Origin of the sequence: Rhodobacter capsulatus, from assembly GCF_003254295.1 — a bacterium.
Classification (GTDB): domain Bacteria; phylum Pseudomonadota; class Alphaproteobacteria; order Rhodobacterales; family Rhodobacteraceae; genus Rhodobacter; species Rhodobacter capsulatus.
The window spans coordinates 46,451-72,512 of sequence record NZ_QKZO01000013.1 but is presented as its reverse complement, the minus strand read 5'-3'; the positions used below and the strand labels follow the sequence as shown (position 1 = coordinate 72,512).

22 protein-coding genes are annotated in these 26,062 nt (G+C 67.2%); 9 read left to right on the top strand and 13 right to left on the bottom strand.

Going from position 1 to position 26,062, the window contains the following annotated elements:
• Positions 1-63: 63 nt before the first annotated feature.
• The 5 genes from LY44_RS16100 to putA all read right to left on the bottom strand — a co-directional run bounded on the left by LY44_RS16100 (position 64) and on the right by putA (position 7,018).
• Entirely contained in the window at positions 64-714 is a 651-nt protein-coding gene (locus tag LY44_RS16100) for an aminotransferase class IV (protein ID WP_055209003.1), read from the bottom strand.
• Positions 654-1,784 (bottom strand): aminodeoxychorismate synthase component I, encoded by a 1,131-nt coding sequence (locus tag LY44_RS16095; protein ID WP_081024388.1) that lies wholly within the window; start codon positions 1,782-1,784, stop codon positions 654-656. The genes LY44_RS16100 and LY44_RS16095 overlap by 61 nt, the downstream gene beginning before the upstream one ends.
• Positions 1,785-1,841: 57 nt before the next feature.
• Positions 1,842-2,990, bottom strand: a complete 1,149-nt coding sequence (locus LY44_RS16090) for a CaiB/BaiF CoA transferase family protein (RefSeq protein WP_055209004.1) — start codon at positions 2,988-2,990, stop codon at positions 1,842-1,844.
• A 91-nt stretch (positions 2,991-3,081) separates the two neighbouring features.
• Positions 3,082-3,567 carry a cbb3 -type cytochrome c oxidase assembly copper chaperone PccA gene (gene pccA, locus LY44_RS16085; RefSeq protein WP_055209005.1) on the bottom strand — a complete coding sequence of 162 codons (486 nt, stop codon included), beginning with the start codon at positions 3,565-3,567 and terminating at the stop codon, positions 3,082-3,084.
• Between the two features lie 67 nt (positions 3,568-3,634).
• Positions 3,635-7,018, bottom strand: coding sequence for a bifunctional proline dehydrogenase/L-glutamate gamma-semialdehyde dehydrogenase PutA (gene putA / locus LY44_RS16080; RefSeq protein WP_055209006.1), 3,384 nt, complete (start codon positions 7,016-7,018; stop codon positions 3,635-3,637).
• Positions 7,019-7,119: 101 nt separating this feature from the next.
• On the opposite strand from putA, the gene LY44_RS16075 reads away from it, so the two are divergent.
• Positions 7,120-7,593, top strand: coding sequence for an Lrp/AsnC family transcriptional regulator (locus tag LY44_RS16075; RefSeq protein ID WP_055209007.1), 474 nt, complete (start codon positions 7,120-7,122; stop codon positions 7,591-7,593).
• Between the two features lie 2 nt (positions 7,594-7,595).
• On the opposite strand, the gene selD is transcribed toward LY44_RS16075, so the two are convergent.
• A complete protein-coding gene (gene selD / locus LY44_RS16070; protein WP_055209008.1) occupies positions 7,596-8,660 on the bottom strand; it encodes a selenide, water dikinase SelD in 1,065 nt (354 codons plus the stop codon).
• A 182-nt stretch (positions 8,661-8,842) separates the two neighbouring features.
• Here selD and LY44_RS16065 point away from each other — a divergent pair, with 182 nt between their 5' ends.
• Positions 8,843-9,697: a universal stress protein gene (locus LY44_RS16065; RefSeq protein WP_055209009.1), complete on the top strand. Its 855-nt coding sequence runs from the start codon at positions 8,843-8,845 to the stop codon at positions 9,695-9,697.
• A 9-nt stretch (positions 9,698-9,706) separates the two neighbouring features.
• Here the strand turns inward: LY44_RS16065 and LY44_RS16060 are convergent, their stop codons facing one another.
• On the bottom strand, positions 9,707-10,171 hold the full coding sequence (locus LY44_RS16060) for a hypothetical protein (protein WP_055209010.1): 465 nt from the start codon (positions 10,169-10,171) through the stop codon (positions 9,707-9,709).
• A 434-nt stretch (positions 10,172-10,605) separates the two neighbouring features.
• Here LY44_RS16060 and LY44_RS16050 point away from each other — a divergent pair, with 434 nt between their 5' ends.
• The gene (locus tag LY44_RS16050) at positions 10,606-11,043 is read left to right on the top strand and encodes an RbsD/FucU family protein (protein ID WP_055209012.1); all 438 of its coding nucleotides are present in this window, start codon (positions 10,606-10,608) and stop codon (positions 11,041-11,043) included.
• Between the two features lie 84 nt (positions 11,044-11,127).
• On the opposite strand, the gene LY44_RS16045 is transcribed toward LY44_RS16050, so the two are convergent.
• From LY44_RS16045 to LY44_RS16030, 4 genes are read right to left on the bottom strand one after another with little or no spacing between them, the layout of a single operon-like run.
• Positions 11,128-12,603, bottom strand: coding sequence for an FGGY-family carbohydrate kinase (locus tag LY44_RS16045; protein ID WP_055209013.1), 1,476 nt, complete (start codon positions 12,601-12,603; stop codon positions 11,128-11,130).
• Positions 12,600-13,562 (bottom strand): transketolase family protein, encoded by a 963-nt coding sequence (locus LY44_RS16040; RefSeq protein ID WP_055209014.1) that lies wholly within the window; start codon positions 13,560-13,562, stop codon positions 12,600-12,602. Before LY44_RS16040 ends, LY44_RS16045 begins: the two co-directional genes overlap by 4 nt.
• On the bottom strand, positions 13,562-14,386 hold the full coding sequence (locus LY44_RS16035; RefSeq protein WP_055209015.1) for a transketolase: 825 nt from the start codon (positions 14,384-14,386) through the stop codon (positions 13,562-13,564). Before LY44_RS16035 ends, LY44_RS16040 begins: the two co-directional genes overlap by 1 nt.
• A gap of 11 nt (positions 14,387-14,397) precedes the next feature.
• Positions 14,398-15,864 carry an L-fucose/L-arabinose isomerase family protein gene (locus LY44_RS16030; RefSeq protein ID WP_055209016.1) on the bottom strand — a complete coding sequence of 489 codons (1,467 nt, stop codon included), beginning with the start codon at positions 15,862-15,864 and terminating at the stop codon, positions 14,398-14,400.
• Positions 15,865-16,217: 353 nt separating this feature from the next.
• On the opposite strand from LY44_RS16030, the gene LY44_RS16025 reads away from it, so the two are divergent.
• From LY44_RS16025 to LY44_RS16005, 5 genes are all read left to right on the top strand, one after another.
• Positions 16,218-17,159: a D-ribose ABC transporter substrate-binding protein gene (locus tag LY44_RS16025; protein ID WP_055209017.1), complete on the top strand. Its 942-nt coding sequence runs from the start codon at positions 16,218-16,220 to the stop codon at positions 17,157-17,159.
• A gap of 63 nt (positions 17,160-17,222) precedes the next feature.
• Positions 17,223-17,870 carry a DUF2291 domain-containing protein gene (locus LY44_RS16020; RefSeq protein WP_055209018.1) on the top strand — a complete coding sequence of 216 codons (648 nt, stop codon included), beginning with the start codon at positions 17,223-17,225 and terminating at the stop codon, positions 17,868-17,870.
• Positions 17,867-19,402 carry a sugar ABC transporter ATP-binding protein gene (locus LY44_RS16015; RefSeq protein ID WP_055209019.1) on the top strand — a complete coding sequence of 512 codons (1,536 nt, stop codon included), beginning with the start codon at positions 17,867-17,869 and terminating at the stop codon, positions 19,400-19,402. Before LY44_RS16020 ends, LY44_RS16015 begins: the two co-directional genes overlap by 4 nt.
• Positions 19,399-20,457, top strand: a complete 1,059-nt coding sequence (locus LY44_RS16010; protein WP_055209020.1) for an ABC transporter permease — start codon at positions 19,399-19,401, stop codon at positions 20,455-20,457. Before LY44_RS16015 ends, LY44_RS16010 begins: the two co-directional genes overlap by 4 nt.
• A 91-nt stretch (positions 20,458-20,548) precedes the next feature.
• Entirely contained in the window at positions 20,549-21,358 is an 810-nt protein-coding gene (locus LY44_RS16005) for a DeoR/GlpR family DNA-binding transcription regulator (protein WP_081024390.1), read from the top strand.
• Between the two features lie 224 nt (positions 21,359-21,582).
• Here LY44_RS16005 and LY44_RS16000 read toward each other — a convergent pair whose 3' ends face one another.
• A complete protein-coding gene (locus LY44_RS16000) occupies positions 21,583-23,616 on the bottom strand; it encodes a bifunctional aldolase/short-chain dehydrogenase (protein WP_055209021.1) in 2,034 nt (677 codons plus the stop codon).
• A gap of 93 nt (positions 23,617-23,709) precedes the next feature.
• Here LY44_RS16000 and LY44_RS15995 point away from each other — a divergent pair, with 93 nt between their 5' ends.
• On the top strand, positions 23,710-24,693 hold the full coding sequence (locus tag LY44_RS15995) for a sugar-binding transcriptional regulator (RefSeq protein ID WP_055209022.1): 984 nt from the start codon (positions 23,710-23,712) through the stop codon (positions 24,691-24,693).
• 234 nt (positions 24,694-24,927) lie between these two features.
• Here the strand turns inward: LY44_RS15995 and mtnA are convergent, their stop codons facing one another.
• Entirely contained in the window at positions 24,928-26,031 is a 1,104-nt protein-coding gene (gene mtnA, locus LY44_RS15990; RefSeq protein ID WP_055209023.1) for an S-methyl-5-thioribose-1-phosphate isomerase, read from the bottom strand.
• Positions 26,032-26,062: the final 31 nt, after the last annotated feature.

The window sequence follows — 26,062 nt, the reverse complement described above, 5'->3', positions numbered from 1 at the left end:
CCCTTCGGTTGGCGCGAACCCTGCCACAGCGGGGGGCGATTTGGAATCCCTCTCGACCCGCGCTCAGATCACTTCCGCAGGAACCAGCCCGCGCAAAGCATTGCCCAGAAAGAACCGCCCCTCGGCCAGATCGGACCAGCGCAGAACCGCCTCGCGCGCCCGGCCCGTCGCCAGCAGCTTCGCGCGCAACACGCCCGGCAAAGCGCCGCAGCGCAGCGGCGGCGTCCACAGAAGATTGTCGCGCCACAGGAAGACATTGGTGATCGTGCCCTCAACCACCTCATTGCGTTCATTGAGAAAAATCGCCTCGTCCCAGGCCGCGGGCAGCTCCGCCCGGACCCGGTCATAGAAATGCCGTTCGGTCGATTTCACCTGCCGCCACGGATCGTCCGAGGCCACGCGCCCCTCGGCCAGCCCCACCCGCCACAGCGCTTTCGCCTTTGGCAGCGGCGCGGTTGTCAGCTCGGGCCCGCCATCCAGCCCCACCGTCAGCCGCAGCCGCAACGGCTCCGCGGCGCTGACGGTTTCGATCATTTGTTCGACCCGCCACAGATCGCAGTCGATGCCGAGCTTCCGGCACCCGGCTTCAAGCCGCGCCAGATGATGCAGGATCAGCGCCACCCCCTCGCCGGGGGCCCAAAGCATCGTCTCGATCAGCCGCACATCGGCGGGGGCGCCGTCACGAAGGCCGCCTTGCTCAGCGCTTCCGCCCATTCCGACACCCCCTCGCTGTCATGCACCACCCCACCGCCGACATTCAGCACCGCCACGCCCTGACGCAGGGTCAGGCTGCGGATGGCCACGTTGAACGCCATTCCGCCTGTCGGCGCAAGCCAGCCGATGGAACCACAATAAACGCCGCGTTGATCGGGTTCGAGCTCGCGGATGATCTGCATGGCGCGGATCTTCGGCGCCCCGGTGATCGAGCCGCAGGGGAAAAGTGCTTGACAGATCGCTTCGAAATCAACGCCTTGCCGGATCTGCGCGGTGACGGTCGAGGTCATCTGATGCACCGTCGCATAGGTCTCGATATCGTAAAGCGCGGGCACTTTGACCGATCCGATCCCGGCAATCCGGCTCAGATCGTTGCGCAGAAGATCGACGATCATCAGATTTTCGGCGCGATTCTTTTCCGAGCCCCGCAGCCAGTCCACCGCCTGCGCATCCGCCGCGGGCGTCGCGCCGCGCGCCACCGTGCCCTTCATCGGCCGCACCGTCGCCCGGCCCTGGTCGTCGATGGCGAAAAAAAGCTCGGGTGAACGCGAGAGCACCGCAAAGTCTTCGGTCTCGACCAGCACGCCATGGCCCACCGGCTGCGCCGCCTTCAGCCGGGCGTAAAGCGCGCGCGGATCGGCGTCGCAATCGGCGCGCAGCGGAAAGGTCAGGTTGATCTGATAGACGTCGCCCGCGGCGATATAGTCCTGCACCCGGGCGAAGGCCCGCAGGTAATCGGCCTGCGTGACGGCGGGGGAAAATTGCGGCACCCGTGGCGCGGGCACGGGGTCGGGCAAGGGCGCTTCGGGCGCGTCATAGACCCCGAAGAGCATCAGCGGCACGTCGCGGTTTTCGGGCATCAGCGGCGCGAGTTTCGCCGAAAAGGCATATCCCAGCTCGTAGCTCAGAAGCCCCGCCAGCCATTTTCCCGCCGCCCGCGCCCGGGCGATGGCCTCGAAAGCCGGGCCGATCTCGTCCAGGGTCTCGGCCCGGATCACCGCGGACGGCCGCGCAAATCGCGCGGCCCGGCCCTCGGGACCGCGGTCGAATTCGAAACTCAGGCTGCCCACGTCTCCCTCGCGCTCGCTTCGCCCCAATAAAGCGGGGTTTTGCCGCGCGGCAATGCCTCAACCGACAGAAAAATGCCACTCTCCGTCACCCAGCGCCGGGCTGGCCTTGTCCAGCGCCAGATCCGAGCGCGAAAAGACGATCGGCGTGCGCAGGCCGGGCAGGCCCTCGGGCGCAATCCGCATCCCGCGCGCGGCGATCTGCGGCTCGGCCAGCGCCTCGGCCACATCATTGATCGGGCCGCCGGGAATGCCCGCCGCCTCCATCGCCGCGATCAGATCGGCTTTCGGCCGCGCCGCCGTGACCTCGGCGATACGGGCGCAAAGCGCATCCCGATGCGCCACGCGCCCGGCATTCGTGGCATAATCCGGGTGCGCGGCCTCGGCCGTGAGCCCCAGCATCGCGCACAAGGCCTGAAACTGCCGGTCATTGCCGCAAGCGATGATGAAATGCCCATCTGCAGCCGGAAACACTTGATACGGCACGATATTCGGATGCGCATTGCCCAGCCGGTGCGGCACCATCCCGCCCAGCAGATGGTTCATCGCCTGATTGGCAAGCACCCCCACGCCGCAATCCAGCAGGCTCATGTCCACCTGCTGCCCGCGCCCCGACCGCGCCCGCTCGGCCAGCGCCGCCTGCACCCCGATGACGCCATAAAGCCCGGTGAAAATGTCGATCCAGGCAACTCCGACCTTTTGCGGCTCGCCGTCCTTCGGCCCGGTCAGATCCATGATCCCGCACATGCCCTGCACCAGAAAATCATAGCCCGGCTGCGCCGCCCGCGGCCCGGTCTGGCCAAAGCCGGTGACCGAGACATAGACCAGACCGGGGTTTTCGGCGGCCAGACTGTCATAATCCAGACCGAACTTTTTCAACCCGCCCAGCTTGAAGTTCTCGATCACCACATCGGCCTCGGCGATCAGCCGTTTCAGCCGTGCCAGATCGTCAATGTTCGAAAAGTCACATTTGACCGAGGTTTTTCCCCGGTTTGCCGCCTGAAAATAGGCGGCCACGGTTTCAAAAGTGCCATCGGGACGCAGCCGTTCGATGAAGGGCGGACCCCAGCGGCGGGTGTCGTCGCCTTCCGGCGCTTCCACTTTTACAACCTCGGCACCCAGATCGGCCAGAACCTGGCCGATCCAGGGACCGGCGAGTATCCGCGCCAGTTCCACCACCTTGAGCCCCTTGAGCGGCGCATCGGACATCGGACCCTCCCTTGCTGCAGTCTTCCTAGCCCGGGGCGGCGGTCAGATCGACCGCCGTTTTCACCGCCAGATATGCCTTTTAGGCATGGGTTCAGGGCATTGCATGACCCGACATGTCGGGCGCCTTGCCCGCCGTCGTCACCATGAACTCCACCGGCACCTTGCCCGCATGCTCGAAAACCAGCGTTCCGGGCAGCATCACCCCTTCGGCGATCGGCACGCTCAGCCCCATGAACATCACATGCAGCCCGCCCGGCGCGAATGTCACCGTGGCTCCCGCGGGCACCTCGACCGCGTCGACATCCAGCATCCGGGCCACGCCCGCCGCATCGGTCTCGGTCTTGTGCAGCATCGCCATCGCGGCGAAATCGACCTCGACCGCGGTCAGCCGGTCGGCGCTGTCGCCCGCATTGACGATGGTGAAATAGCCCGCCGCCGCCTGCGCCCCCGGCATCACCGCCGGAATCGACGGATGGATGATCGTCAACGCCCCGGCCTGCGCCTCATGCGCCCGACCCGAAACCGGCATCAGCGCCAGCATCAGCGCGCAAAGCGGCGCCGCAAATCCCTTGATCATCGTTCTCTCCCCTGATCACGCCCGCAAGCAGTGCTGCAATTTGCCGCAGGCGGACGCAAAGGGCAAGTCACCCCGCCAGAAGCGCCGCATTGCCACCCGCCGCCGTCGTGTCGACGCACAGATGCCGCTCATGCGCGACATGGGCCTGATCGGGTTTGGCGGCGATCAGCGGCACCAGCGCCCCGGGTCGGGCAGCCAAGGCCTGCGCATAGGCACGGCCGGTCTCGGCCGCGCCCCACCACAGCACACCCGCCAAAGGTGCCAGCGTTTCCAAGGCCTTGGCGGGCACGGCCCCGGTCGCCTGAACGGCCTGCCCGCCCAGGGCCTCCACCGCCGCCGCCTGCGCTGCCGCAGCGTCACGCCCCGGTCCAAGGCAGAGGATCGGACCGCGCAGATGCCGCGTCAGCCGGTTCAGCTCGCCCGTCGGACCGGGCAGGAAGATCTCGGCCAGCTGCGTTTCCACCGCTTCGGGCAGAACCGGCGTTGCGGCCTCTGTCCAGGCCCCGGCCGCCGAAACCGGCTCCGGCGCGTAAAAACGGCCCAGATAGAGCGGCCCGCCCGCCTTCGGCCCGGTGCCCGAAAGCCCCTCGCCGCCAAAGGGCTGGCTGCCCACCACCGCGCCGATCTGGTTGCGGTTCACATAGATGTTGCCCGCCCGGATCGTCTCGGCCACGGTTTCGACGCGGGCATCGATGCGCGAATGCAGACCGAAAGTCAGCCCATAGCCGCGCGTATTGATCGCCGCGATCACCGCGGGCAGATCCTCCGCGGCGAATGTTGCAAGATGCAACACCGGGCCAAAGATTTCACGCTCCAGATCGGCGATTCCGCCGACCTTCAGCAGCGCCGGGGCGACGAAATACCCGCCCTCGGGCGCAGGGCCGCGGTGCAGGATGCGCCCCGCGTTCCGCGCCAGATAGGCCTCGATCCCGGCCCTGGCCTCGGCGTCGATCACCGGGCCGACATCGGTCGAAAGCCGCGCCGGATCGCCCGAAACCAGCTCCTCCATCGCGCCTTTCAGCATCTCGATCAGATGCGGGGCGATATCGTCCTGCACGTAAAGACAGCGCAGCGCCGAGCAGCGTTGCCCGGCCGAGCGGAAGGCCGAGGCCACCACATCGCGCACCGCCTGTTCGGGCAGCGCGGTGCTGTCGACGACCATCGCATTGAGCCCGCCGGTTTCCGCGATCAGCGGCGTGCCGGGCGCCAGATGCGCGGCCATCGTGCGGGCGATGATCTGCGCGGTCTCGGTCGAGCCGGTAAAAACGACGCATTTGACGCGCGGATCGCGGGTCAACGCGGCGCCGACGCTGGCGCCATCGCCCGGCAAAAGCTGCAGCGCCGCGGCGGGAACCCCGGCCTGATGCAGCAACCGCACGGCCAGCGCCGCGATGATCGGCGTCTGTTCGGCGGGCTTTGCCAGCACCGCATTGCCCGCCATCAGCGCCGCCGCGATCTGGCCGGTGAAGATCGCCAGCGGAAAGTTCCAGGGGCTGATCGCCACCACGGCACCGCGCGGGGGGCGCGTATCCGCTGCCCCTTCGGCCGCATAATAGCGCAAAAAATCAACGGCCTCGCGCAGCTCCGACACGGCATCGCCGAGCGTCTTTCCGGCTTCCTGCGCCAGCGCGGCGAAGATCGGGCCAAAGCTCTCCTCGTAAAGATCGGCAGCGCGGCGCAGCACCGCCGCGCGCTCCGCCGCAGGCGCCGACCAGAGCTGCGCCGCGTCCAAAGCCACCGCAACCGTCGCCGCATCGGCCTCGGTCACCTGCGCCACGACCGCGCCGGTGGCCGGGTTCCGCACCGGGCGCAGGGTGCCCGAGACCGGCCCCGCCACGATCGGCGCCGCGTCGGGCAGGGTCACATCCCGCGCCGCCTCGATCCGCGCCAGAACCTCGGGGTCGCTCAGATCGAAGCCCTGCGCATTGACGCGGCCCGCGCCGAAAAGATCCGCGGGCGCCAGAAGGCCGCGCGGCGCCCGCGCCGTGGACAGCGCCGCAAAGGGGCAGGCCGCGACCTCGGCGGGCGGCACGCTTTCGTTGACGATCTGGTTGACGAAAGACGAATTCGCGCCGTTTTCCAAAAGCCGTCGCACCAGATAGGCGAGCAGGTCACGATGCGCCCCCACCGGGGCGTAGATCCGGCAACGCCCGCCGGTTTCGCGCAGCACGATGTCATGCAGCCGCGCGCCCATGCCATGCAGGCGCTGGAATTCGTAAGGCCGTCCCGCGGCCATCTCCAGCACCGCCGCCACCGTATGCGCATTATGCGTCGCAAATTGCGGATAGAGGCAGTCGTTCAGCCCGAACAGCTTCGCCGCAAGGCAGATATAGGCGACATCGGTGCCGGTTTTCGAGGTGAAGAGCGGAAAGCCCGGATGGCCCTCGACCTGGGCGCGCTTCATTTCGGCGTCCCAATAGGCGCCCTTGACCAGCCGGATGTTGATCCGCCGCCCGGCGGCCCGCGCCATCGCGGCGAGCGCATCGATCGCCGCCCCGGCGCGCTTGCCATAGGCCTGCACGACGGCGCCGAAACCCTGCCAGCCCGCGGTCTCGGGATCGGCGATCACCGCCGCCATCACGCGCAGGGACAGCGCCAGCCGGTCCTGTTCCTCGGCGTCGATATGGAGCGCAATCCCCGCCGCCGCCGCCGCCCGCGCCAGATCGCGCACGACCGGCACCAGTTCCGCCATCACCCGGGCCTCCTGCGCCACCTCGTAGCGCGGATGCAGCGCCGAAAGCTTGATCGAAATCCCCGGATTGGCCGCGATCGAGCCCCGCGTCGCCGCCCTGCCGATCGCCGTGATCGCCTGCGCATAGGCGAGCCGGTAGCGCTCGGCATCGGCGCGGGTCAGCGCCGCCTCGCCCAGCATGTCATAGCTGAAAGTGTAACCCTCGGCCTCGCGCTTTTGCGCCCGGTCCAAAGCCTTTTCAATGGTTTCGCCCAGAACGAATTGCCGCCCCATCTCGCGCATCGCCTGCCCCACGGCGGCGCGGATGACCGGCTCGCCCAGCCGCCGCATCGCGCCGCGCAGGGTTCCGGCGATGCCGCCAGCGCCGTCATCGAGCACCTTGCCCGTCAGCATCAGGGCCCAGGTCGAGGCATTGACCAGCGAGGAGGCCGCCGTGCCGAGATGCCTGCCCCAGTCCGAGGGCGCGATCTTGTCCTCGATCAGCGCGTCGATCGTGGCAGTGTCGGGCACGCGCAGCATCGCCTCGGCCAGACACATCAGCGCCACGCCCTCGCGCGTCGACAGCCCGTATTGCGCCAGGAAATGCTCCATCAGGCTCGGTTTCGCCTCGGCCCGGATCCGCGCCACCAGATCGGCGCCGCGCGCCGCGATCCGGTCAAGCGTCGCCTGCGGCAGGGCCGCCTGCGCGACAAGTGCCGCCAGAACCTCGGCCTCGGGGGCGAATTTGGCCTCTGGGCCAAGGGCGGAAAGGTCGGTCATGATCGGGGTACTCCTTGGGCGTTTCCCCGATGATACCAGCAAGATGCTGGACGATGTGACCATTCAAAGCCATCATGACAGGCGATCCGACCAAAGATGGAATGAAAGACGTGACCGACCCGATTGATGCCACCGACCGGCGCATCCTGCACGAGCTTTGCGCGAATGCGCGGATTCCGGTCACCGAGCTTGCCCGCAAGGTCGGGTTGTCGAAAACCCCGGTCGCAGCGCGCATCCGCGCGATGGAGGAGATGGGCCTGATCACCGGCTACCGCGCGATGCTCTCGCCGATCCGGCTGGGGCTGATCCATGTCACCTATGTCGAGGTGAGACTGAGCGACACGCGGCAGAAGGCGCTGGAACAGTTCAACACCGCGGTGCGCGACATCCCCGAGGTCGAGGAATGCTACATGATCGCCGGGGGCTTTGATTATCTGCTGAAGGTGCGCAGCCATGACATTGCGGAATATCGCAAGATCATGGGGGAAAAGCTCTCGGCGCTACCGCATGTTGCGGCAACCTCCAGCTATGTGGCGATGGAAGCGGTGGTCGAGCAGAACTCCCCCAGCCTTTGAGATCAGACGATGCGCAGCCGCGGCGTGGCGCTTTCCCCCAGCACCCGACCCACCGCCGCGGCATGATCGAAGCCGTGACGGCGGAAGGTCGCAAGCACCTCGCCCAGCGCCTCGGGGGCGCAGGCGACCAGTAGCCCGCCCGAGGTCTGCGGATCGGTGAGCAACCCGCGGTCGAGATCCCCAAGATCGGCGGGCAGGTCGATCCCGGCGCCGTAGCTTGCCCAGTTCCGCCCCGAGGCGCCGGTCAGATGGCCCTCGGCCGCGGCCTCCATCACACCGGGCAGACGCGGCACGGCGGCCCAGCAAATCTCGATGTCGCAGCCCGATCCGCGCGCCATTTCAAGACCATGGCCGCCAAGGCCGAAGCCCGTCACATCGGTCATCGCATGCACCGCCGCGCTCTCGCCCAGATCGGCGCCGGGCGTGTTCAGCTGCGTCACCGAGGCGATCAGCTCGGCCTCGGCAAAGGGCGGCAGCTGGCCCTTTTTCAACGCGCCCGACAGCACGCCGACGCCGATCCGCTTGCCCAGCACCAGCACATCGCCCGGCCGCGCCCCCGCATTGGTCTTGACCCGGTCGGGATGCACCAGCCCCAGCGCCACCAGCCCGTAGATCGGCTCGACGGAATCGATCGTATGCCCGCCCGCCACCGGGATCCCCGCCGCGGCGCAAACCTCGGCCCCGCCCTTCAGAATCGCGCCGATCGTGGCCTCGGACAGAACCTTGATCGGCATGCCGACGATGGCCAGCGCCAGGATCGGCCGCCCGCCCATGGCGTAGACGTCCGAGAGCGCATTCGTCGCGGCGATGCGGCCGAAATCGCGCGCGTCATCGACGATGGGCATGAAGAAATCCGTCGTCGCCACAAGGGCTTGGCCGTCATTGAGCCGCCAGACCGCGGCATCGTCGGCCGTGGCGATGCCCACCATCAGATCCTTGGGCACGAGCGGCATGACGGTGTCGGACAGGATCCGCTCCAGCACCCCGGGCGCGATCTTGCAGCCACAGCCGCCCCCGTGCGAGAGCGAGGTCAGCCGCGGCTCGGTCTTCGGGGCGGTGTCGGTCATCGCGAACTCCTGTGGCGCCGAAACTGCGCGCTTATAGGCGCAGCCCCGCGCCGGGCCAAGCATGATTGCGCAAAACCTGACCTGCGGCCGCGTCCCGGCTTGGATTTGGCCCGAAAGCCGTGTATCCGGCGGCGCGGCCCGGACCGCGCGAGAGTCGCGCAGTGCCGCCCTCAGGAGGACAGATGACCGGGAAAATCGTCGCATTCGTCGATGGCTCGATCTACGCCACAAGCGTGTGCGACCATGCGGCCTGGATTTCGAAACGCACCGGCGCGCCGGTGCAGCTGGTCCATGTGCTGCGCCCCGGCGGCGCCCCGGCGCTCGCCGATCCGGCGGACCCCGCGCCTTTGGGCGCGCGCAGCGGCGTGATGGAAGAGCTGGCGGCGCTGGATGCGCAGCGGGCACGGCTGATGGCGGCGCATGGGCGCGCGCTGATCGACGACGCAAGGGTGCTTTTGGAAAAGGCGGGCGTGGCCGAGATTGCGGCCGAGCTGCGGCAGGGCGATCTTCTGGCCACGGTGCAGGCCTTCGAAGCCGAGGCGCGGGTGATCCTTCTGGGCAAGCGCGGCGAGGATGCCGATCAGGCGATGGACCATCTGGGCGCCAATCTGGAACGGATCGTGCGCTCCTGCGCGCGGCCGGTCTTTGTCGCCTCGCGCGCTTTCAGGCCGATCGAGCGGGTTCTGGTCGCCTATGACGGCGGCGTGTCGGCGATGAAGGCGGTCGATCACCTGTCGCGCAGCACGCTTTTTCCCGGGCTGTCGGTGCAGATCGCCGCGGTGGGGCAGGCCACGCCCGAGGTGAAAAAGGGCCTGGAAGCGGCGCGGGCGATGCTGGCCGCGGCGGGGATCGCGGCCGAAACCACGGTTCTGGCGGGCCAGCCCGAGGCGGCGCTGCGCAAACTGGCCGAGGAAGAGAAATTCGATCTGCTGGTGATGGGCGCCTATGGCCATTCGCGCATCCGCAGCCTGATCATCGGCTCGACCACCACCGCCACGATGCGCGCCTGCAAGGTGCCGGTGGTGCTGATCCGCTGAGGCCCCGCGTCAAAAGCCCGGTGCCACCTCGCGCAGCTCCGAACCCGCCCGGGCAGGCCGCAGGACGCAACCGCAAAGCTCCGCCGCGCCCGCCCCCCGGGTTTCGGCGGCAGGTTCGCGCGGCATCACCTCGGCGACGAACAGCGCCAGTTGCAGCACCTTCGCGGCCATCTCGGCATGCGCCCGGCCGGCCTCCTCGGGGTAAAGCAGCGCGACATTGCGCCGGGCGACGATCTCGCGGCACAGCTCGCGGCTGGCGTCGAACCCCGGTCGGCAACGGCAGCCCTGCCGGTGCAGCGACAAAAGCAGCGATCCCTCGACCATGCCCGGATCCGCCCCCGCCCCGCAGCGCGCCAGCCAGGTCACCAGAATCTCCTCGGCCATCGCCAGCAGCCGATCCAGCCGCGGCAAGGGTTCGCGCCCCTGCACCCCGGCGTCCAGACGGGCGATGATTTCGGCAAAGGGCCCGGTCATCCGCAGGCCTCTGCCGCGCGCGGGCGCTCAACCCTGGATTGTCTTGCCTTGCGGTGAAACGTCATGGCGGTCCCCTCCCCCGGGCGGATCATGGTCGCAAGCTCACAGATGGTCAGCGTTGATGCAGCAGGCGTCTTTCGGCCTTTCGGCCATCCGGAACCGTTCTGGCCCGGCCTTTCGCAGTTCCCGGCCCCTGCCGCGACCGCGATCAACAGCGGGCGGGCGGGTTCTCTCTGTGCCCCGGGCCAGCACGAGCTCGCCCTCAGGATGTATAGACTGTCGGCACTGATCCCCTGATTGTCAAAAGAATTCGTCGCCGCGCCGCGGCAGCGCAAAAGCCGCGCGCCGGGGGCAAACCCTTGCACTTTACCTGCGGCGGGGCTTTCAATAGCGCCGCGCGGGCCTGCGGGCGCGCCTCGAAGAAAGGACTGACCATGCTGAAGAATATCGATCCGATCCTGACGGCGGACCTGCTTTACACGCTGCGCGCCATGGGCCACGGCGACGAGATCGTGATCGTCGACGCCAATTTTCCCGCCGAAAGCTGCGCGCGGGAGCTGATCCGGATGCCGGGGCTTTCGGCGACGCAGGTGATGGAGGCGATTCTTTCGGTGATGCCGCTCGATGATTTTGTCCCCGAGGCGGCCTTTCACATGGAGGTGGTGGGTGATCCCGCGGCCGAGCAGCCGATCTTCGCCGAGTTCCGCGCCATTTTGGCGCAACACGAAGGCCCGGCGGCGCAGCTGGGCCGGGTCGAACGGTTCGATTTCTACGCCCGCGCGAAACAGGCCTTTGCCATCGTCGCGACGGGCGAGACCCGGCTTTACGGCTGTCTGATCCTGAAAAAGGGCGTGATCCGGCCGCAGGCGTGACACGGAACCGCCCGCAAGCGGGGACTTGCGGGCGGTCACATTCCCAAAGCGCCCGGGGGAGGAGAATGGGGCGCCGGGAATGGGTTACGCGGGCAGTGCGGCCTGAGCGACGGCATGGGCCCAGGCGCGGCGCATCCGGGCGCGCTCGGCCGGTTTCAGGCCGGGCTGGAACGGCGGTTTCGCGGCGGGCAGCGGCAGACGGTGGCCCAACGCCGCCATCGCCATCGCCGCGACTCCGATCGCCCCCACCTCTTCCAGCGCCGCGACCCGCACCGGGCTGCCGATCAGATCGGCCTGCAGCTGCATCAGGAAATCGTTCCCCGAGGCGCCGCCATCGGCCGACAACGCGGCCAGCGGATGCCCGATATCGGCCTGCATCGCCTCGAAGACATCGGCGATCTGGCTTGCAATCGCCTCGAAGGTCGCCCGCGCCAGATGGGCGGGGCCGGTCGCATGGCTCATCCCGGTCAGGGTGCCGCGTGCGGCGTCGTTCCAATGCGGCGCGCCAAGCCCCGCCAGCGCCGGCACGAAGGTCACGCCCCCCGCATCGGGCACGCTCTGCGCCAGATCGGAGAGCGCCCGGGCATCCGTCAGCCCCAAAAGCTGCGCCATGAAGGCCGCCGCCTGCGCCGAAACGGTGATGTTGCCTTCCAGCGCATAGGCCGTTCCGTGCCGGTCGGTCCAGCCGATGGTGCCGGAAAGCCCGTGGCGCGAGGTGACGCGGCCGGGCGTCAGCGTCATCAGCGAGGACCCCGTGCCATAGGTCGCCTTCACCGCGCCGGGCGCGCGCATGCCATGGCCGTAAAGCGCAGCATGGCTGTCGCCCATCATCGCGTGAATGGGCACGCCCGCGGGCAGCGCCGTCGCGCCCTTGGCCGTCGTGCCAAACAGGCTGTCCGAGGGCAAGGGCTGCGGCAGGCAGGCCATCGGCACCGCAAAGATCGCGGCCAGTTCGGGCGAAAAGCGCAAGGTCCGGGTGTCGAACAAAAGCGTGCGCGACGCGTTCGAATGATCGGTCGCATGCACCGCGCCGCCGGTCAGGTTCCACAAAAGCCAGGCATCGACCGTGCCCGCCCGCAGCCGCCCCTGCGCCTGCGCCGCCGCCACGGCGGGGATGTTGCGCAAAGCCCAGGCCAGTTTCGAGGCCGGAAAGAGAGGGTTGAGCCCCAGCCCCGTCGCCGCCGCCACCACCGGGCCGATGCCGGTCACCGCCAGCGCCGCGCAATCGTCCGCGGTGCGGCGGCATTGCCAGATCATCGCCGGGCAGAGCGGCTGATGGGTCAGCGCATCCCACAGCACCAGTGTCTCGCGCTGGTTGGCGATCGCGATCGCGTCGATCGGGCCCGGGGCCGTGGCCAGCGCCGCGGCAATCGCGCCCTGAACCGAAGCCCAGAGCGCCGAAGCCGATTGCTCCGCCCAGCCCGATTGCGGATAGCTGGTCAGCAGCGGCGCGGCGGCGCGGGCCAGCACCGATCCGTCCGAAGCGACGATCAACACCTTGGTGTTGGTCGTGCCCTGATCGATGGCCAGAACCCGCGGCCCCGAACCTGTCGCGGTCATTTCGTCCCCCGCGCCAGCACCTTGCGCACCGCGGCCGTGATCCCCGCGACGGAAAGCCCGTATTCCTCGAACAGCCATTCCGTCGAGCCGGTGGGCACGAAGCCCGGAAAGCCCAGCCGTTCGACCGGCACCGGGCATTCGCCCGCGGTGATTTCCGCCACCGCACCGCCAAGGCCGCCGCGGACCGAGGCTTCCTCGACGGTGACGATGGCGCCGGTTTCGCGCGCCGCCGCCAGAATGGCGTCGACATCGATGGGATTGATCGTGGCCATGTTCAGAACCCTTACCGAAAGGCCCTTGTCCGACAGCCGGTCCGCGGCCTCGGCCGCCAGATGCACCGTCGTTCCGCAGGCGATCACCGTGACATCGCCGCCCTTGCGCACCACCTCGGCCTTGCCGGGGGTGAACTTGCGGCCCGGAATGTCCAGATCGGGCACCGGCATGCGCGAGAGCCGCAGATAGACCGGCCCGTCATGGCCCGCCGCCCATTTCACCGCCTGCGCGGTCTCCCAGGCGTCAGCCGGGGCAATGGTGGTGATGTTGGTCAGGGGCCGCAACCAGGCGAAATCCTCGATCGAATGATGCGTCGCGCCCAATTCGCCATAGGCCACGCCCGAGGACTGGCCCACCAGCTTCACGTTGAACCCGGCATAGGCCACATCGGCCTTGACCTGTTCCAGCGCGCGCCCGGTCAGGAAGCAGGAGGCCGCCGAGACAAAGGGGATGCGCCCGCCATTGGCCAGACCGGCGGCGACGCCCACCATCAGCTGCTCGGCGATGCCGACATTGATCAGCCGGTCGGGGAATTTCTTCTGAAACCCGTTCAGCTTCGACGAGCCGACCGAGTCATTCACCACGGCAACGATGCGCTCATCCTCGGCCGCCAAGGCTTCGAGCGTTTCCACCCAGGCATTGCGGCAATCGGCCAGACCGGCCTTGATCGGTGCAGCATGCGACATCACACCAACTCCTTCATCGCTTGCGCGAATTGCGCATCATCGGGCACCGCGTGGTGCCATTTCGCCTGGTTTTCCATGAAGGACACGCCCTTGCCCTTGACCGTGTTGGCGATCACGCACAAAGGCTTGCCCCGGCCCTTCGGCGAGGCCGACAGCACGTCCAAAAGCGCGCCCAGGTCGTGACCATCGACCACCGCGACCTCAAAGCCGAAGGCGCGGTATCTGGCGTCGAGCGGCTCCATCCCCGTGGTGTCCTCGGTCGACTGGCCCTGCTGCAGCCGGTTGCGGTCGATGATCAGGGTCAGGTTTTCAAGCTGGCGGAAGCCCGCGGTCATCGCCGCTTCCCAGTTCGAGCCCTCCTGCTGCTCGCCATCGCCGGTCAGAACGAAGGTGCGATAGTCCGCCCCGGTCAGCTGGCCCGCAATCGCAATGCCGGTGGCGACGGGGAAACCGTGACCCAAGGGCCCGGTGTTCGTCTCGATCCCCGGCAGATAGTTGCGGTTCGGGTGCCCGTTCAGTTTCGAGCGCGGCTGCATGTAGGTCTCCAGCCAGTCTTCGGGGAAATAGCCCGCCGCACAAAGCGCGGTATAAAGCGCGCCCGTCGCATGGCCCTTGGACAGGATGAAGCGGTCCCGGTCGGCCCAGTCGGGGCGGGTCGCGTCGTAGCGCATCACCCCGAAATAAAGCGTCGCCAGAATGTCGATGGCGGAAAAATCGCCGCCCGGATGGCCAAGCTGCGCCTTGTGCACCATGGCAAAGGCGGTCCGGCGCATCCACAGCGCACGCGCGCGGATGCGGTCCACGGTTTCGGTTTTCGGGGTCATGGCATCCTCTGTCAGAAACGATGGGGGGTGAAGAGCTGCGGCTCGGGTTCGCCCCCGTGGTGGTAGATCGGCCAGCCGAGGTAACGGACCACGGCCTCGTTCAGCACATCGGCCACATGGCCGCGCACCATCGCGACATGGTGCTCAAAGCCGTTGTGGCTGACGAATTTCATCAGCTTGCGCAGATGGGGCACATGGGCGACGGCGATGCCGCCATCCATCCCGAACGGGTCATCGGTGAAATCCCCCTGCCCCAGATAGCACTTCATCGTGCCGTTGCGGTCATCGGTCGAAAGCCGGAAATAGGTCATCGGACCGGCCTTCACCTTGCCCTTGACCGCGCCGAAACATTTCGACCGCCCGATGGTCTCGCCCAGCACGTCCAATTCGCCGATCTCGGGCACATCGCCGATGAAGCTTTTCGGATAGTTGCCGCAATGGGTGCAGACGCATTTGTCGGGCTCGGTGCCGTAGTTGTTGTTCCAATCGAGCAGCGCCGCGGGCTGGCCCGAGGCGAGCGCGAGCGCATACATCGAGACCGCGCCGATCACGTCGACCTCGCAGGCCGAGGGCAGCAGCTCCTCGCCCATCATCGACATGGTGACACAGGTGGCGCAGCCGAAATTGTCCTGCAACGAGCGCCAGCACTGAATGGCCGAGGCGTCGCAGCCGTTGTCCTCGATCCAGCGGTTGACGGCGAGGGTCCATTTCGCCTGTTTCAGGATCTGCCCGGGCTGGATATGCGCCGGGATCTTGCCATAGGCCTTGAGCTTGTTCAGCTTCGCGGCCAGATCCGGGTCGGCGTCGTCAATCGCGCCCGCCAGCTGCAGCAGTTCCGACAGATCGGCGGTGACCACGGTCATGCCGCTGGCCTGCAACAGCTTTTCCGAAAACCGCATGGTCTGGAACGGGCTTGTCCGCGCGCCGATGGCGCCGATGCGGGCGTTGCGCAGCCCGCGCACGGTGCGGCAGGTGCGGGCGAAGCGCTCCAGATCGGCGCCGAATTCCGTGCCCCCGGTGTCGCAGGTATGCGTGGTGGTTTCGGTGAAGGGCACACCATATTGCCAGAAGTTGTTGGCGACCGAGAACTTGCCGCAGAAGGCGTCGCGGCGGGAATGCACATCGACCTTGCCGATCTCGTCGTTGCTGGCCTGCAGCAGGATCGGCACGTTCAGCTTCGCGCGGTTGACCAGTTCGGCGATGGCGATCTCATCACCGAAATTCGGCAGACAGATCACCAGACCGTCGATGTCATCCCGGTGCGCCTTGAAATGTTTCGCATAAAGCTCGGCATCGGCGATCGACTGCACAGCGCCATTCGCCGTCGCCTCATGCGGCAGGATCACCGCATTCACCCCAAGCCGGGCCAGCTGCGCCAGAACCTCGTCGCGGGCATCCTTGCAGGGCGCGGGGCTGAAAAAGGCGCGGCTGCCGATCACCACGCCCAGCGTGACCTTGCGGTGGATATGCTGGCTCATGTCTCTCCTCCCGACATTCGCTGCCCCGCTGCGGCCCGGTTGCGCGCCTCGCGGGTTGCTTTCGATTACTTTCGATTGCTTCGTTTTAATACGAGTCGCAGCTTTGACGCAAGCGCCGGGTTGCAGTGCGACCACAGAAACTAAACCCTTGAGATCAGTATGCATTCGCAGAAATTCCTGCTGCAGCGCCGCAATGGCCGCAAATATTCAGGGGAAAGAATGTGATTATTGCGAAAGCAAGCGAAATAATCGAAAGCGAAACGAAAATACTTGACGGCAATCGAAGCCCGGGCGCAGGATCACCGTCGGGGAGTCGCCCCCGGTCGGGGGGCGCGCGACAACGGAGGATACCCATGAACGTGAAGAGACGCCTTCTGGTGTCGGTGATGGCCGTCGCCATGGCCGGTGTGATGCCGAGCTTCGCCGCCGCGGCGGACACGATCGCCATCATCACGCCCAGCCACGACAACCCGTTCTTCAAGGCGGAAGCCGACGGGGCGGCGGCGAAGGCCAAGGAACTGGGTTATGACACCATGGTTCTGGTGCATGACGACGACGCCAACAAGCAATCGGAGCTGTTTGACAGCGCCATCGCCGCGGGCGTCAAGGCGATCATCCTCGACAATGCCGGCGCCGATGCCACCGTGGCCGCGGTGCAAAAGGCCAAGGATGCGGGCATCCCCTCGTTCCTGATCGACCGCGAAATCACCGCCTCGGGGATCGCGGTCAGCCAGATCGTGTCGAACAACTACCAGGGCGCGCAGCTGGGCGGCGAGGAATTCGTGCGTCTGATGGGCGAAAAGGGCGATTATGCCGAGCTTCTGGGCAAGGAATCCGACACCAATGCGGGCATCCGCTCGCAGGGCTATCACGACATCATCGACCAGTATCCGGATCTGAAACTGGTGGCCAGCCAAACCGCGAACTGGTCGCAGACCGAAGCCTATACGGTGATGGAATCGATGCTGCAGGCGCATCCGGAAATCAAGGGCGTGATCTCGGGCAACGACACGATGGCGATGGGCGCCTGGGCGGCGCTGGAAGCCGCCGGGCGGACCGATGTGGTCCTGGTCGGCTTTGACGGTTCGAACGACGTGCGCGACTCGATCAAGAAGGGCGGGATCAAGGCCACCGTCCTGCAACCGGCCTATGCGCAGGCGCAGATGGCGGTGGAACAGGCGGACAAATACCTGAAAACCGGCTCGACCGGCGTTGACGAAAAGCAGCTGATGGATTGCGAACTGATCAACGCCGACAATGCGGGCAAGCTTGAAACCTTCGCGCTGTCGAACTGATCGAAGACCGTCCCCGGCGCGCCGATATCCCTCGGCGCGCCGGATTCCAAAGGATCCACGGCCATGAATTCCCCCATAGTGACGGCCCTGTGCCTTGCGGTTGCGCTTGGCACCACGGGCTGCAAGATCGTGCCGAAAACGGCGGAAAACTCTGCCGCCCCCGCCGCTGATGCCAGTGGCGACGCGGCCCGCATCACCACGCTTCTGGCCGAGAGTTACGAGGCGAAGCTTCTGCCGCTGATCGCGGGGCAGGCGCAGACCGCCAGCACCCTGCGCGGCCAGATCGCCACCGGGCTGGACGGCGCGGGCGCAAGTTACGGCGCGCGCGGCGCGGGCAATGGCTCGCCCTGGAATTTCGCGCTGAAGGATCAGGGCAAGGTGATCAGGGCCGAGCTGGCCTCACGCGCGCGCCTGCTTGATCTCGATACCGATGGCGATGGCGCGGCGGATCTGACGCTGCAGCTGGGCCCGGTGATCAAGGGCAATGCGCTGCGCGATGTGGCGCCGAAGATCTATGATTTCACCGCCTTCCGCGACCAGATGGAATTCGGCAGGCTGGGCCGGGCGCTGAACGACCGCGCCGCGGCGGGGCTGACCGTTCCCACCGAAGACCCGACCGGCAAGACCGTCGCCTTTACCGGCGTCCTGTCGCTGCGCACGGCCTCTGAGAAATGGCTGGTCACCCCCATCGCGCTCACGGTGCTGCCATGACGGAAAAGCATCCGATCGGGCTGAAGATGCGCGGGGCGGTCAAGGTCTACCCCGGCACCCGCGCGCTCAAGGGCGTGGATTTTGATCTGCGCATGGGCGCGGTGAATGTGCTGGTGGGCGAAAACGGCGCCGGAAAATCGACGCTGATGAAGCTGATCGCCGGGGTCGAGGACATGACCGAAGGCACGATCACCATGGACGGCCGCGAGATGCGCTTTCGCACCAAGGCCGATGCGGTGGCGGCGGGCATCGGCATCGTGTTTCAGGAACTGAACCTGTTTCCGAACCTGAGCGTGGCGGAAAACATCTTCATCGGCCATGAAACCACCCGCGCAGGCATCGACATCGACATCGAGGCGCATCGGCGCGCAACGCGCGTTCTGATGGAGCGGCTTGAGCAGAACATCCATCCCGACACGCCCTTGGGCAACCTGCGCATCGGGCAACAGCAGATCGTGGAAATCGCCAAGGCGCTGGCGCAGAACGCCCGCATCCTGATCCTCGACGAACCCACCTCGGCGCTGTCGGCGGCCGAGGTCGAGGTGCTGTTCCGCGTCATCGACGAACTCAAGGCGCAGGGCGTCGGCATCGTCTATATCAGCCACCGGCTCGAAGAGCTGATCCGGGTCGGCGATTACATCACGGTTTTGCGCGACGGCACCATCACCGGCGCGCGGTCGATGGAGGGCGTCGACATCCCCTGGATCGTGCAGGCGATGATCGGGTCAAGTTCGAAAGAATACGGCCGCTCCGAAGTTGCGAATTTCGGCCCCGAGATCTTTCGCGCCGAAGCCATCGCCCTGCCCCGCGCGGGCGGCGGCTTCACCGTCGATCATGTCTCGCTGTCGATCCGCGCGGGCGAGATCGTCGGGCTTTACGGGCTGATGGGGGCGGGGCGCTCCGAATTTCTGGAATGCGTGATGGCGCAGCACCCGCATGCGGGCGGGCGGTTCTTTGTCGAGGGCAAGCCGCTCACCGAACGCGACGTGCCCGGGCGCATCGCGCGCGGCATCGCGCTGATCCCCGAAGACCGCAAGCGCGACGGGCTGATCCAGATCATGTCGATCCGGGAAAATCTGACTCTGTCCTCGCTGCCCGGTTTCGCGAAACTCTTCCACCTCGATCTGAAACGCGAGGCGCAGACCGCGCTGGATTTCATCAAGCGGCTGACGATCAAGGTGGCGAGCCCGGAAAACCCGGTTTCCTCGCTTTCGGGCGGCAACCAGCAAAAGGTCGTCATCGGCAAGGCGCTGATGACCGGGCCGAAGGTGCTGTTGATGGACGAGCCCAGTCGCGGCATCGACATCGGCGCCAAGGCCGAGGTCTTCCGCACCATGCGGCGTCTGGCCGCCGAGGGTCTGGGCATTCTGTTCGTGACCTCGGACCTCGACGAGGTTCTTGCCCTTTCCGACCGCATCATCGTCATGGCGCAGGGCCGCGTGACCGGTGAGTTCCCCTCCGGCACCGAAGCCGCGAAGGTGATCTCGGCCACCACTGCCCCTGCGCAAAACTCGAAGGACATCGCAGCATGAGTGCCGCTTCCCCCTCCACCCCCGCGCCGGGCTCGCCTTTGCTGCTGACGCTGCTGCAGGCCCGGACCTATGTCGCGCTGCTGCTTGTCTTCGGCTTTTTCGCCGTCATGGCGCCGAATTTCCTGTCGGTCGCCAACAGCGTGATCGTGGCGAAACATGCCGCGCTGACCGCCTTTCTGGCGATCGGCATGACCTTCGTCATCATTACCGGCGGCATCGACCTGTCGGTGGGCTCGACCGTGGGGCTGTGCTCGATGGTCTCGGGCTGGCTGATCCTTTACGGCATCGATCTTGGCACGGTCGGCACGATGCATTTCAACACGCTGGAAATCACCCTGATCGTGATGTGCGTCGGCGTTTTCGTGGGCTTCATCAACGGGATATTGATCACGAAACTGAACGTCGCCCCCTTCATCGCGACGCTGGGCACGCTGTACATCGCCCGCGGCGCGGCACTTCTGTCCTCGGGCGGGCGGACCTTCCCGAACCTCTCGGGCAACCCGGACTATGGCTCCGACAGTTTCCCGGCGATCGGCGCGGGCACTTTCCTTGGCCTGCCGGTGCAGATCTGGATGCTGATCGCGGTGGGGCTTGTGGCCGCCTATATCGCCAGGCGCACGCCGCTCGGCCGCCATATCTATGCGGTGGGCGGCAATGAACGCGGCGCGGCGCTCTCGGGGGTCAAGGTCAACCGGGTCAAGCTTTTCGTCTACATGTTCTCGGGCTTTTGCGCCGCCATCGTCGGGCTGATCATCGCCTCGCAGTTGCAGGCGGCGCATCCGGCGACGGGGGAAACCTTTGAGCTGAACGCCATCGCGGCGGCGGTTCTGGGCGGCACTTCGCTTTCGGGCGGGCGCGGCAAGATCGGCGGCACCATCGTCGGCGCCTTCGTGATCTCGATCCTGTCGGACGGGCTGGTGATGATGAGCGTGTCCTCGTTCTGGCAGACGGTGATCAAGGGTCTTGTCATCGTTGCCGCCGTGGTCATCGATCAGGCGCAAAGCCGGTTGCAGGCCCGCGTGGCGCTGCAGCAGGAAGCCGCGCTTGGCCGCTGACGAATGGGCCGTTGACCGGCCCCGCCCCCGCCCCTAAGGAGGTCCGAGGCATCCCTGACGTTTCCGCAACCCGCAACCGATAGGCGAACCCGTGTCGACGAAACCCGTTCCGATCCGCGACGACAGCAAGGCCGGTCTCTTGTCCGAACCGCGGCGGCGTCGCATCCTTGAATGGATCGAGGAAGAGGGCTCGGCACGGGTGCGCGATCTGGCGGTGGCGTTTCAGGTCTCGGAAGCGACGATCCGGCAGGATCTGGAAAAGCTCGAAGCCGAAGGGTTCATCACCCGCGAACATGGCGGCGCGTTTCTGAACGCGCCCTCCTCGCGCGCCGAGGGGCTGGTGCTGCATCATCAGGACAACATGGACAAGAAGCGGCTGATCGGCGCGCTCGCGGCGTCGCTGGTCAGTGACGGCGAGACGATCATCCTGGATGCGGGCACGACGACGACCGAGGTGGCGACGCGGCTGGTCACCCGGCGCAATCTGACGGTGATCACCAATGCGCTCAATATCGCGATCATCCTCGGCTCGGTGCCCGGGTTCGCGGTGCACATGCCGGGCGGGCAGTTCAAGGCGCCCACCCTGTCGCTTTCGGGCGACAAGTCGGTCGATTACTTCCGCAACATCTTTGCCGGAAAGCTGTTTCTGGCCACCGCAGGCGTGGCGCTGGATGCCGGGCTGACCTATCCGAGTTTCGCCGATCTGCAGCTGAAAGAGGCGATGATCCGCGCGGCCTCGCGGGTCTATCTGGTCGCCGACAGCTCGAAGATCAACAAGAGCTCCTTCACCCGGCTGGGCTCGCTGGCGGTGATCCATGCCTTCATCACCGATGACGGGATCTCCGACAAGGACGCCAAGGAATTCGAGGCCCGCGGCATCGAATTGCTGATCGCGACCTGACGGGTTCGGGCGGATCAGGAAAGGCACCGCCTTTCCCCGCCCGCCGCGCAGCCGACGTCACAAGACCGTTTCCCCAGGCACAGCAGAGGCCGGCGCCTGCCCCGGCGGGCGAGAAGCGCCCGCCATGGGCGGGGCGGGCGCTGGCCGAGGGCCTTTGGGCCCCCGGCGGCCCCGGGACCACTGTTCCGCGTGACCTCGGCGATAGCCTCGGTCAAATCCCCCCCTCAGCGCAGCGCCGCCTCGATATTGCCGCCGTCCACCGTCATCACATGCGCCGTCGTGCGCTCGGCCCGGGCCAGCGCCACGAAGGCCTCGGCCACGTGTCGCGCCTCGACCTCGGCCCTCAGCAGGTTCCCCGCCATGTAGGTCCCCGCATCGATCCCCCGCGCCGAGGACCGCGCCGCGATCATCTCGGGCGTCAGCAGCCCGGACCGGATCCGGTCGGCATTGATGCCGTTGACCCGGATCCCCTCGGGGCCCAGTTCCAGCGCCAGCTGCCGCAAAAGAAAGAAGCTTGTGGCTTTCGGCAGGCCATAAGCGGCAAAGCCCTTGCCCGGGTTCACCGCCTGTTTCGACACGTTGAACAGGATCTGCCCCGGCTCGGCGCCGCGCGTGCCGCGTCCGGCGGCCTGCGCCCGGTAAAGCGCGATGGCGGCTTGCGAAAACGCCAGATGCGCGAAGAAGTTCAGCTCGAAACTGCCGCGCAGCACCTGCTCATCGAGCGTCGCGATATCGCCGGTGATCGCCGCGCCCGCATTCGACACAAGGATATCGAGCCCGCCAAACCGCGCCGCACAGGCCGCCACCGCCGCCGCCGCCGCGCCCGGTTGCGTGATGTCGCAGCCATGCCCGGCGTGATCGCGGCCAAGCGATGCCACCGCCTTCTCCAGCCCTTCGCCGGGACGGTCGACGATGAAGATCGAAGCGCCCAAGGCCGCGAAAGCCTCGGCCGTCGCCAGACCGATCGCCCCCGCGCCGCCCGTCACCAGGACCACCCGGCCCTGCAACGCGGGCGCCTTGGCCGTGCCCAGCTTCGCCAGTTCGAGCGGCCAATATTCCATGTCGAACAGGTCGGCGTCGGAAATCGAGCGGAAGCCGCCCGCCACCGGACCATCCGCCTTCACCCGCGCCGATTGGCTGCCGATATCGGCCGCGATCCGCGCGGCCTTCGCATCCGCCCCGGCACCGATCGCGCCGATCCCTTCCAGCCAGATCAGCCCCGGCATCGGGTTCAGCATCGCCACCGGACCGCCAAAGCGCGCCTTGTTGGCGTCAAAATAGGCGCGGTAGCGGGTGACGTAATCGGTAACCGCCGCGCGCATCGCCTCGGGCGTTTGCGCGTCTTTGCGCAGCACCAGAACCTCGCCTTTGGTGCGGATGACGTGATCGGGCGTCACCACCCCGGCCCGCGCCAGAGCCTCCAGATCGGGGCGGGACACGAAGGCCCGCGTCGCGTCATCGGCGCGCAGATCGAGGACCGGCAGCGCGGCCTCTTCCGGCAGCGCCGCGGCGAGCGCGCCGCGCAGACCCGCCAGCACCGGGGCAATCCCGGCCACCGGCAGGGCGGCGGCGGGCACGAGCGGCGCGGGGCGGCGATCCGCCAGCCAGGCCTCGACCAGATTGGCATGTTCGATCACCCGGCAGTAGCTCGATTTCGCATCCGGCCCCCAGGTGAAATGGCCGTGGTTTTTGAGCAAAAGCGCTTCGACGCCCGGGTTCGCTTCGTAAGTGGCCAGCCCCGCCTTGGCCAGACCGAAGCCCGGCTTGACGAAGGGCACGAGCGCGATCCGCTCCCCGAACAATTCCCGCAGCGCCGCCTCGGCCTCGGGCAGGTTCGCCAGCACCAGAAACGGCGTCGCATGGGTGTGATCGACGAATTTATGCGGCAGGAAGGCGTGCAGCAGCATCTCGACCGAGGGGTTCGGCGCGGCGGGATCGAGCAGGTTGAGCCGCTGCAGCTTCACCAGCACCTCATCGGCCACCGCATCGCAGGCCGCAAGCCGCAGCATCGGTTCCAGCCGCACCGCAGGCATGCCAGCCGCGTCGATCGTCGCCAGATCATGGCCCGAGCCCTTGACATGCAGCACCGAAACCGTCTCGCCGAACAGGTCCCGGGCTTCGGTCTTCACCGAGCTGTTGCCGCCGCCATGCAGCACCAGCTCCGGCTCCGCGCCGATCAGCCGCGCGGAATAGATCCGCTGGCCAAGGTCATCCCCGGCCGCCGCGGCCGCCTCGTCATTCCAGAGATTGCGGATCATCGGGGTCTCCTTTTCTCGCGGGCGCGGCAACGGCGCTGGATTTCCTTACTTTTGTCACCTATTTTTGTCAAACGGCGAAACCCGGAGGGCAAGATGGCGGGCACGACACGGAAGCGATCTCTGGGGCGGCCGCTGGGCCGGATCAGCGGCGAAAACGCGGTGATCGAGGTGGCGTGGATGTATTACCACGACGGCCGCAACCAGCAGGACATCGCCGAGACTTTGGGGATTTCGCGGGCGACGGTGGTGAACTACCTGCAGGAGGCGCGCGAAACCGGGCTCATTCGCATCACTTTGGCCGCGCCCGCCTTTACCGCGCATCGGCTGTCGCTGGAACTTTGCGCGACATTCGGTCTGACCGAGGCTTTCGTGGTGCCCGATGACGGGCTGGAGGCCGACACCGCTTTTGCCCGCGTCGTGCGCGGGGCGGCGCTGTGGCTGCCCGACCTTCTGGCGCCCGGCGACCGGCTGGGCGTGGCCTGGGGCCGCACGGTCTATGAACTGGCCGAGCAGGTCGAAAACCGCGCGATCGCGGATCTGACGGTGTTGCAGCTGGTGGGCTCGATGGCGACGCCCTATGGCTTCACCGCCGAGGCCTGCTCGACCCGGCTGGCGCAACGGCTGGGGGCGCGCTGTCTGAACCTGCATGCGCCCGCGGTGCTGTCGCGTGCGGCGCTGGCCGAAGAATTGCGGGCCGAACCGATCCTCCGGGCGCAGCTTCAGGCGCTGCAGGGGGTGAACAAGCTTCTCTTTTCCGTCGGCACGGTGAGCGAGAACAGCCATGTCGTCAGTTCCGGTCTGGCCACGCCCGAGGAGCTGGCCGCCCATGTCGCGCGCGGCGCGGCGGGGGTGATCTGCGGGCGTTTCGTCGATGCGATGGGGCGGCAGATGCCGGGCGAGACCGAGGCGCGGATGATCGGCATCGACCTGCCGCGGCTGGTGGGTCTGGAGATGGGGATTCTGGTGACACCGGGGCTGGATAAGGTGGTGCCCAGCCTCGCCGCGATCCGCGGCGGCTATGTCACGCATCTGGCCACCTCGACCCGGGTGGCCGAGGCGCTGCTGGCGGCGGCTTAGGGGGGGGCTTGCGATGACCGAGGCCATCGCCGAGGTCACGCGAAACAGTTGCCCCATGACCGCCGGGGGCCCAAAGGCCCCCGGCCAGCGCCCGCCCCGCCCCATGGCGGGCGCTTTCGCGCCGCCCGGGCCGGGCGCTGGCCTCTGTTGCGCTTGCGGCAGAGGGTCTTTGCACAAAGGGTGCGACACGGGCGGGGAAAGGCAATGCCTTTCCTGATCCGCCCGAAACGAGCCTCAGCCCAGCATCGCGGCCTTGAGATCGGGGAACATCGCCGCCATCGCCGCCTCGTTCGCCGGGCAAAGCCCGCGCTCGGTCAGAAGCCCGGTCACCAATTCGCAGGGCGTCACGTCAAAGGCCGGGTTGCGCGCGGGCGTGCCATCGGGCGAGATCTGCACCAGCGCGATCTTGCCATCCGCGCCGCGGCCCTGCACCAGCGTCACTTCTTCGGAATTGCGCTCCTCGATCGGGATTTCCTTCACCCCGTCCCGCACCCGCCAGTCGATCGTCGGCGAGGGCAGCGCGACATAGAAGGGCACGCCATTCGCCCGCGCCGCCAAGGCTTTCAGATAGGTGCCGATCTTGTTGCAGACATCGCCGCGCGCCGTGGTGCGGTCGGTGCCGACGATCACCATGTCGACCTCGCCATGCTGCATCAGATGGCCGCCCGCATTGTCGACCACCAGCGCATGCGAGATGCCATGGTGGTTCATCTCCCAGGCCGTCAGCTGCGCGCCCTGATTGCGCGGCCGGGTCTCGTCGACGAAGACATGCACCGGGATCCCCGCCTCATGCGCGTGATAAATCGGCGAGGTGGCGGTGCCCCAATCGACCGTCGCCAGCCAGCCCGCATTGCAATGGGTCAGGATGTTGACCGTCTGGCCGGGCTTTTTCGCCGCGATCGCCTTGATGATCTCCAGCCCGTGCTGGCCGATGCGGCGGTTGATCTCCACATCCTCGTCGCAGATCTCGGCGGCGCGTTTCGCCGCCACCGCGGCGCGCAGCTCGGGCGGGACCGGGCGCAGCACCCGCACCATTTCATCGAGCGCCCAGCGCAGGTTGATCGCCGTCGGACGGGTCTCGTGCAGCACCTCCCAGGTCTCGGCCAGACCGGCGTCCGAGGGATCCTCCTGCATCGCCACGGCGACGCCCCAGGCGGCCGCCGCCCCGATCAGCGGCGCGCCGCGCACCCACATGTCACGGATCGCCACGGCGAAATCGGCGCGGCTTTGCAGATCGACGATGCGCAATTCATGCGGCAACCAGCGCTGGTCGATCACCTGCACGATGCCGCGCGCGTCCTGCCAGATCGTGCGATAGGGGGTTCCGTCGATCTTCACCGCATCCTCCTTTGCCCGCCTTGCGGGCCTG

Coding starts and splice junctions, on each gene's coding strand:
- LY44_RS16100 (WP_055209003.1), bottom strand. CDS start 714: ATGGGCGGAAGCGCTGAGCAAGGCGGCCTTCGTGACGGCGCCCCCGCC.
- LY44_RS16090 (WP_055209004.1), bottom strand. CDS start 2,990: ATGTCCGATGCGCCGCTCAAGGGGCTCAAGGTGGTGGAACTGGCGCGG.
- pccA (WP_055209005.1), bottom strand. CDS start 3,567: ATGATCAAGGGATTTGCGGCGCCGCTTTGCGCGCTGATGCTGGCGCTG.
- putA (WP_055209006.1), bottom strand. CDS start 7,018: ATGACCGACCTTTCCGCCCTTGGCCCAGAGGCCAAATTCGCCCCCGAG.
- LY44_RS16075 (WP_055209007.1), top strand. CDS start 7,120: ATGAAAGACGTGACCGACCCGATTGATGCCACCGACCGGCGCATCCTG.
- selD (WP_055209008.1), bottom strand. CDS start 8,660: ATGACCGACACCGCCCCGAAGACCGAGCCGCGGCTGACCTCGCTCTCG.
- LY44_RS16065 (WP_055209009.1), top strand. CDS start 8,843: ATGACCGGGAAAATCGTCGCATTCGTCGATGGCTCGATCTACGCCACA.
- LY44_RS16060 (WP_055209010.1), bottom strand. CDS start 10,171: ATGACCGGGCCCTTTGCCGAAATCATCGCCCGTCTGGACGCCGGGGTG.
- LY44_RS16050 (WP_055209012.1), top strand. CDS start 10,606: ATGCTGAAGAATATCGATCCGATCCTGACGGCGGACCTGCTTTACACG.
- LY44_RS16045 (WP_055209013.1), bottom strand. CDS start 12,603: ATGACCGCGACAGGTTCGGGGCCGCGGGTTCTGGCCATCGATCAGGGC.
- LY44_RS16040 (WP_055209014.1), bottom strand. CDS start 13,562: ATGTCGCATGCTGCACCGATCAAGGCCGGTCTGGCCGATTGCCGCAAT.
- LY44_RS16035 (WP_055209015.1), bottom strand. CDS start 14,386: ATGACCCCGAAAACCGAAACCGTGGACCGCATCCGCGCGCGTGCGCTG.
- LY44_RS16030 (WP_055209016.1), bottom strand. CDS start 15,864: ATGAGCCAGCATATCCACCGCAAGGTCACGCTGGGCGTGGTGATCGGC.
- LY44_RS16025 (WP_055209017.1), top strand. CDS start 16,218: ATGAACGTGAAGAGACGCCTTCTGGTGTCGGTGATGGCCGTCGCCATG.
- LY44_RS16020 (WP_055209018.1), top strand. CDS start 17,223: ATGAATTCCCCCATAGTGACGGCCCTGTGCCTTGCGGTTGCGCTTGGC.
- LY44_RS16015 (WP_055209019.1), top strand. CDS start 17,867: ATGACGGAAAAGCATCCGATCGGGCTGAAGATGCGCGGGGCGGTCAAG.
- LY44_RS16010 (WP_055209020.1), top strand. CDS start 19,399: ATGAGTGCCGCTTCCCCCTCCACCCCCGCGCCGGGCTCGCCTTTGCTG.
- LY44_RS16000 (WP_055209021.1), bottom strand. CDS start 23,616: ATGATCCGCAATCTCTGGAATGACGAGGCGGCCGCGGCGGCCGGGGAT.
- LY44_RS15995 (WP_055209022.1), top strand. CDS start 23,710: ATGGCGGGCACGACACGGAAGCGATCTCTGGGGCGGCCGCTGGGCCGG.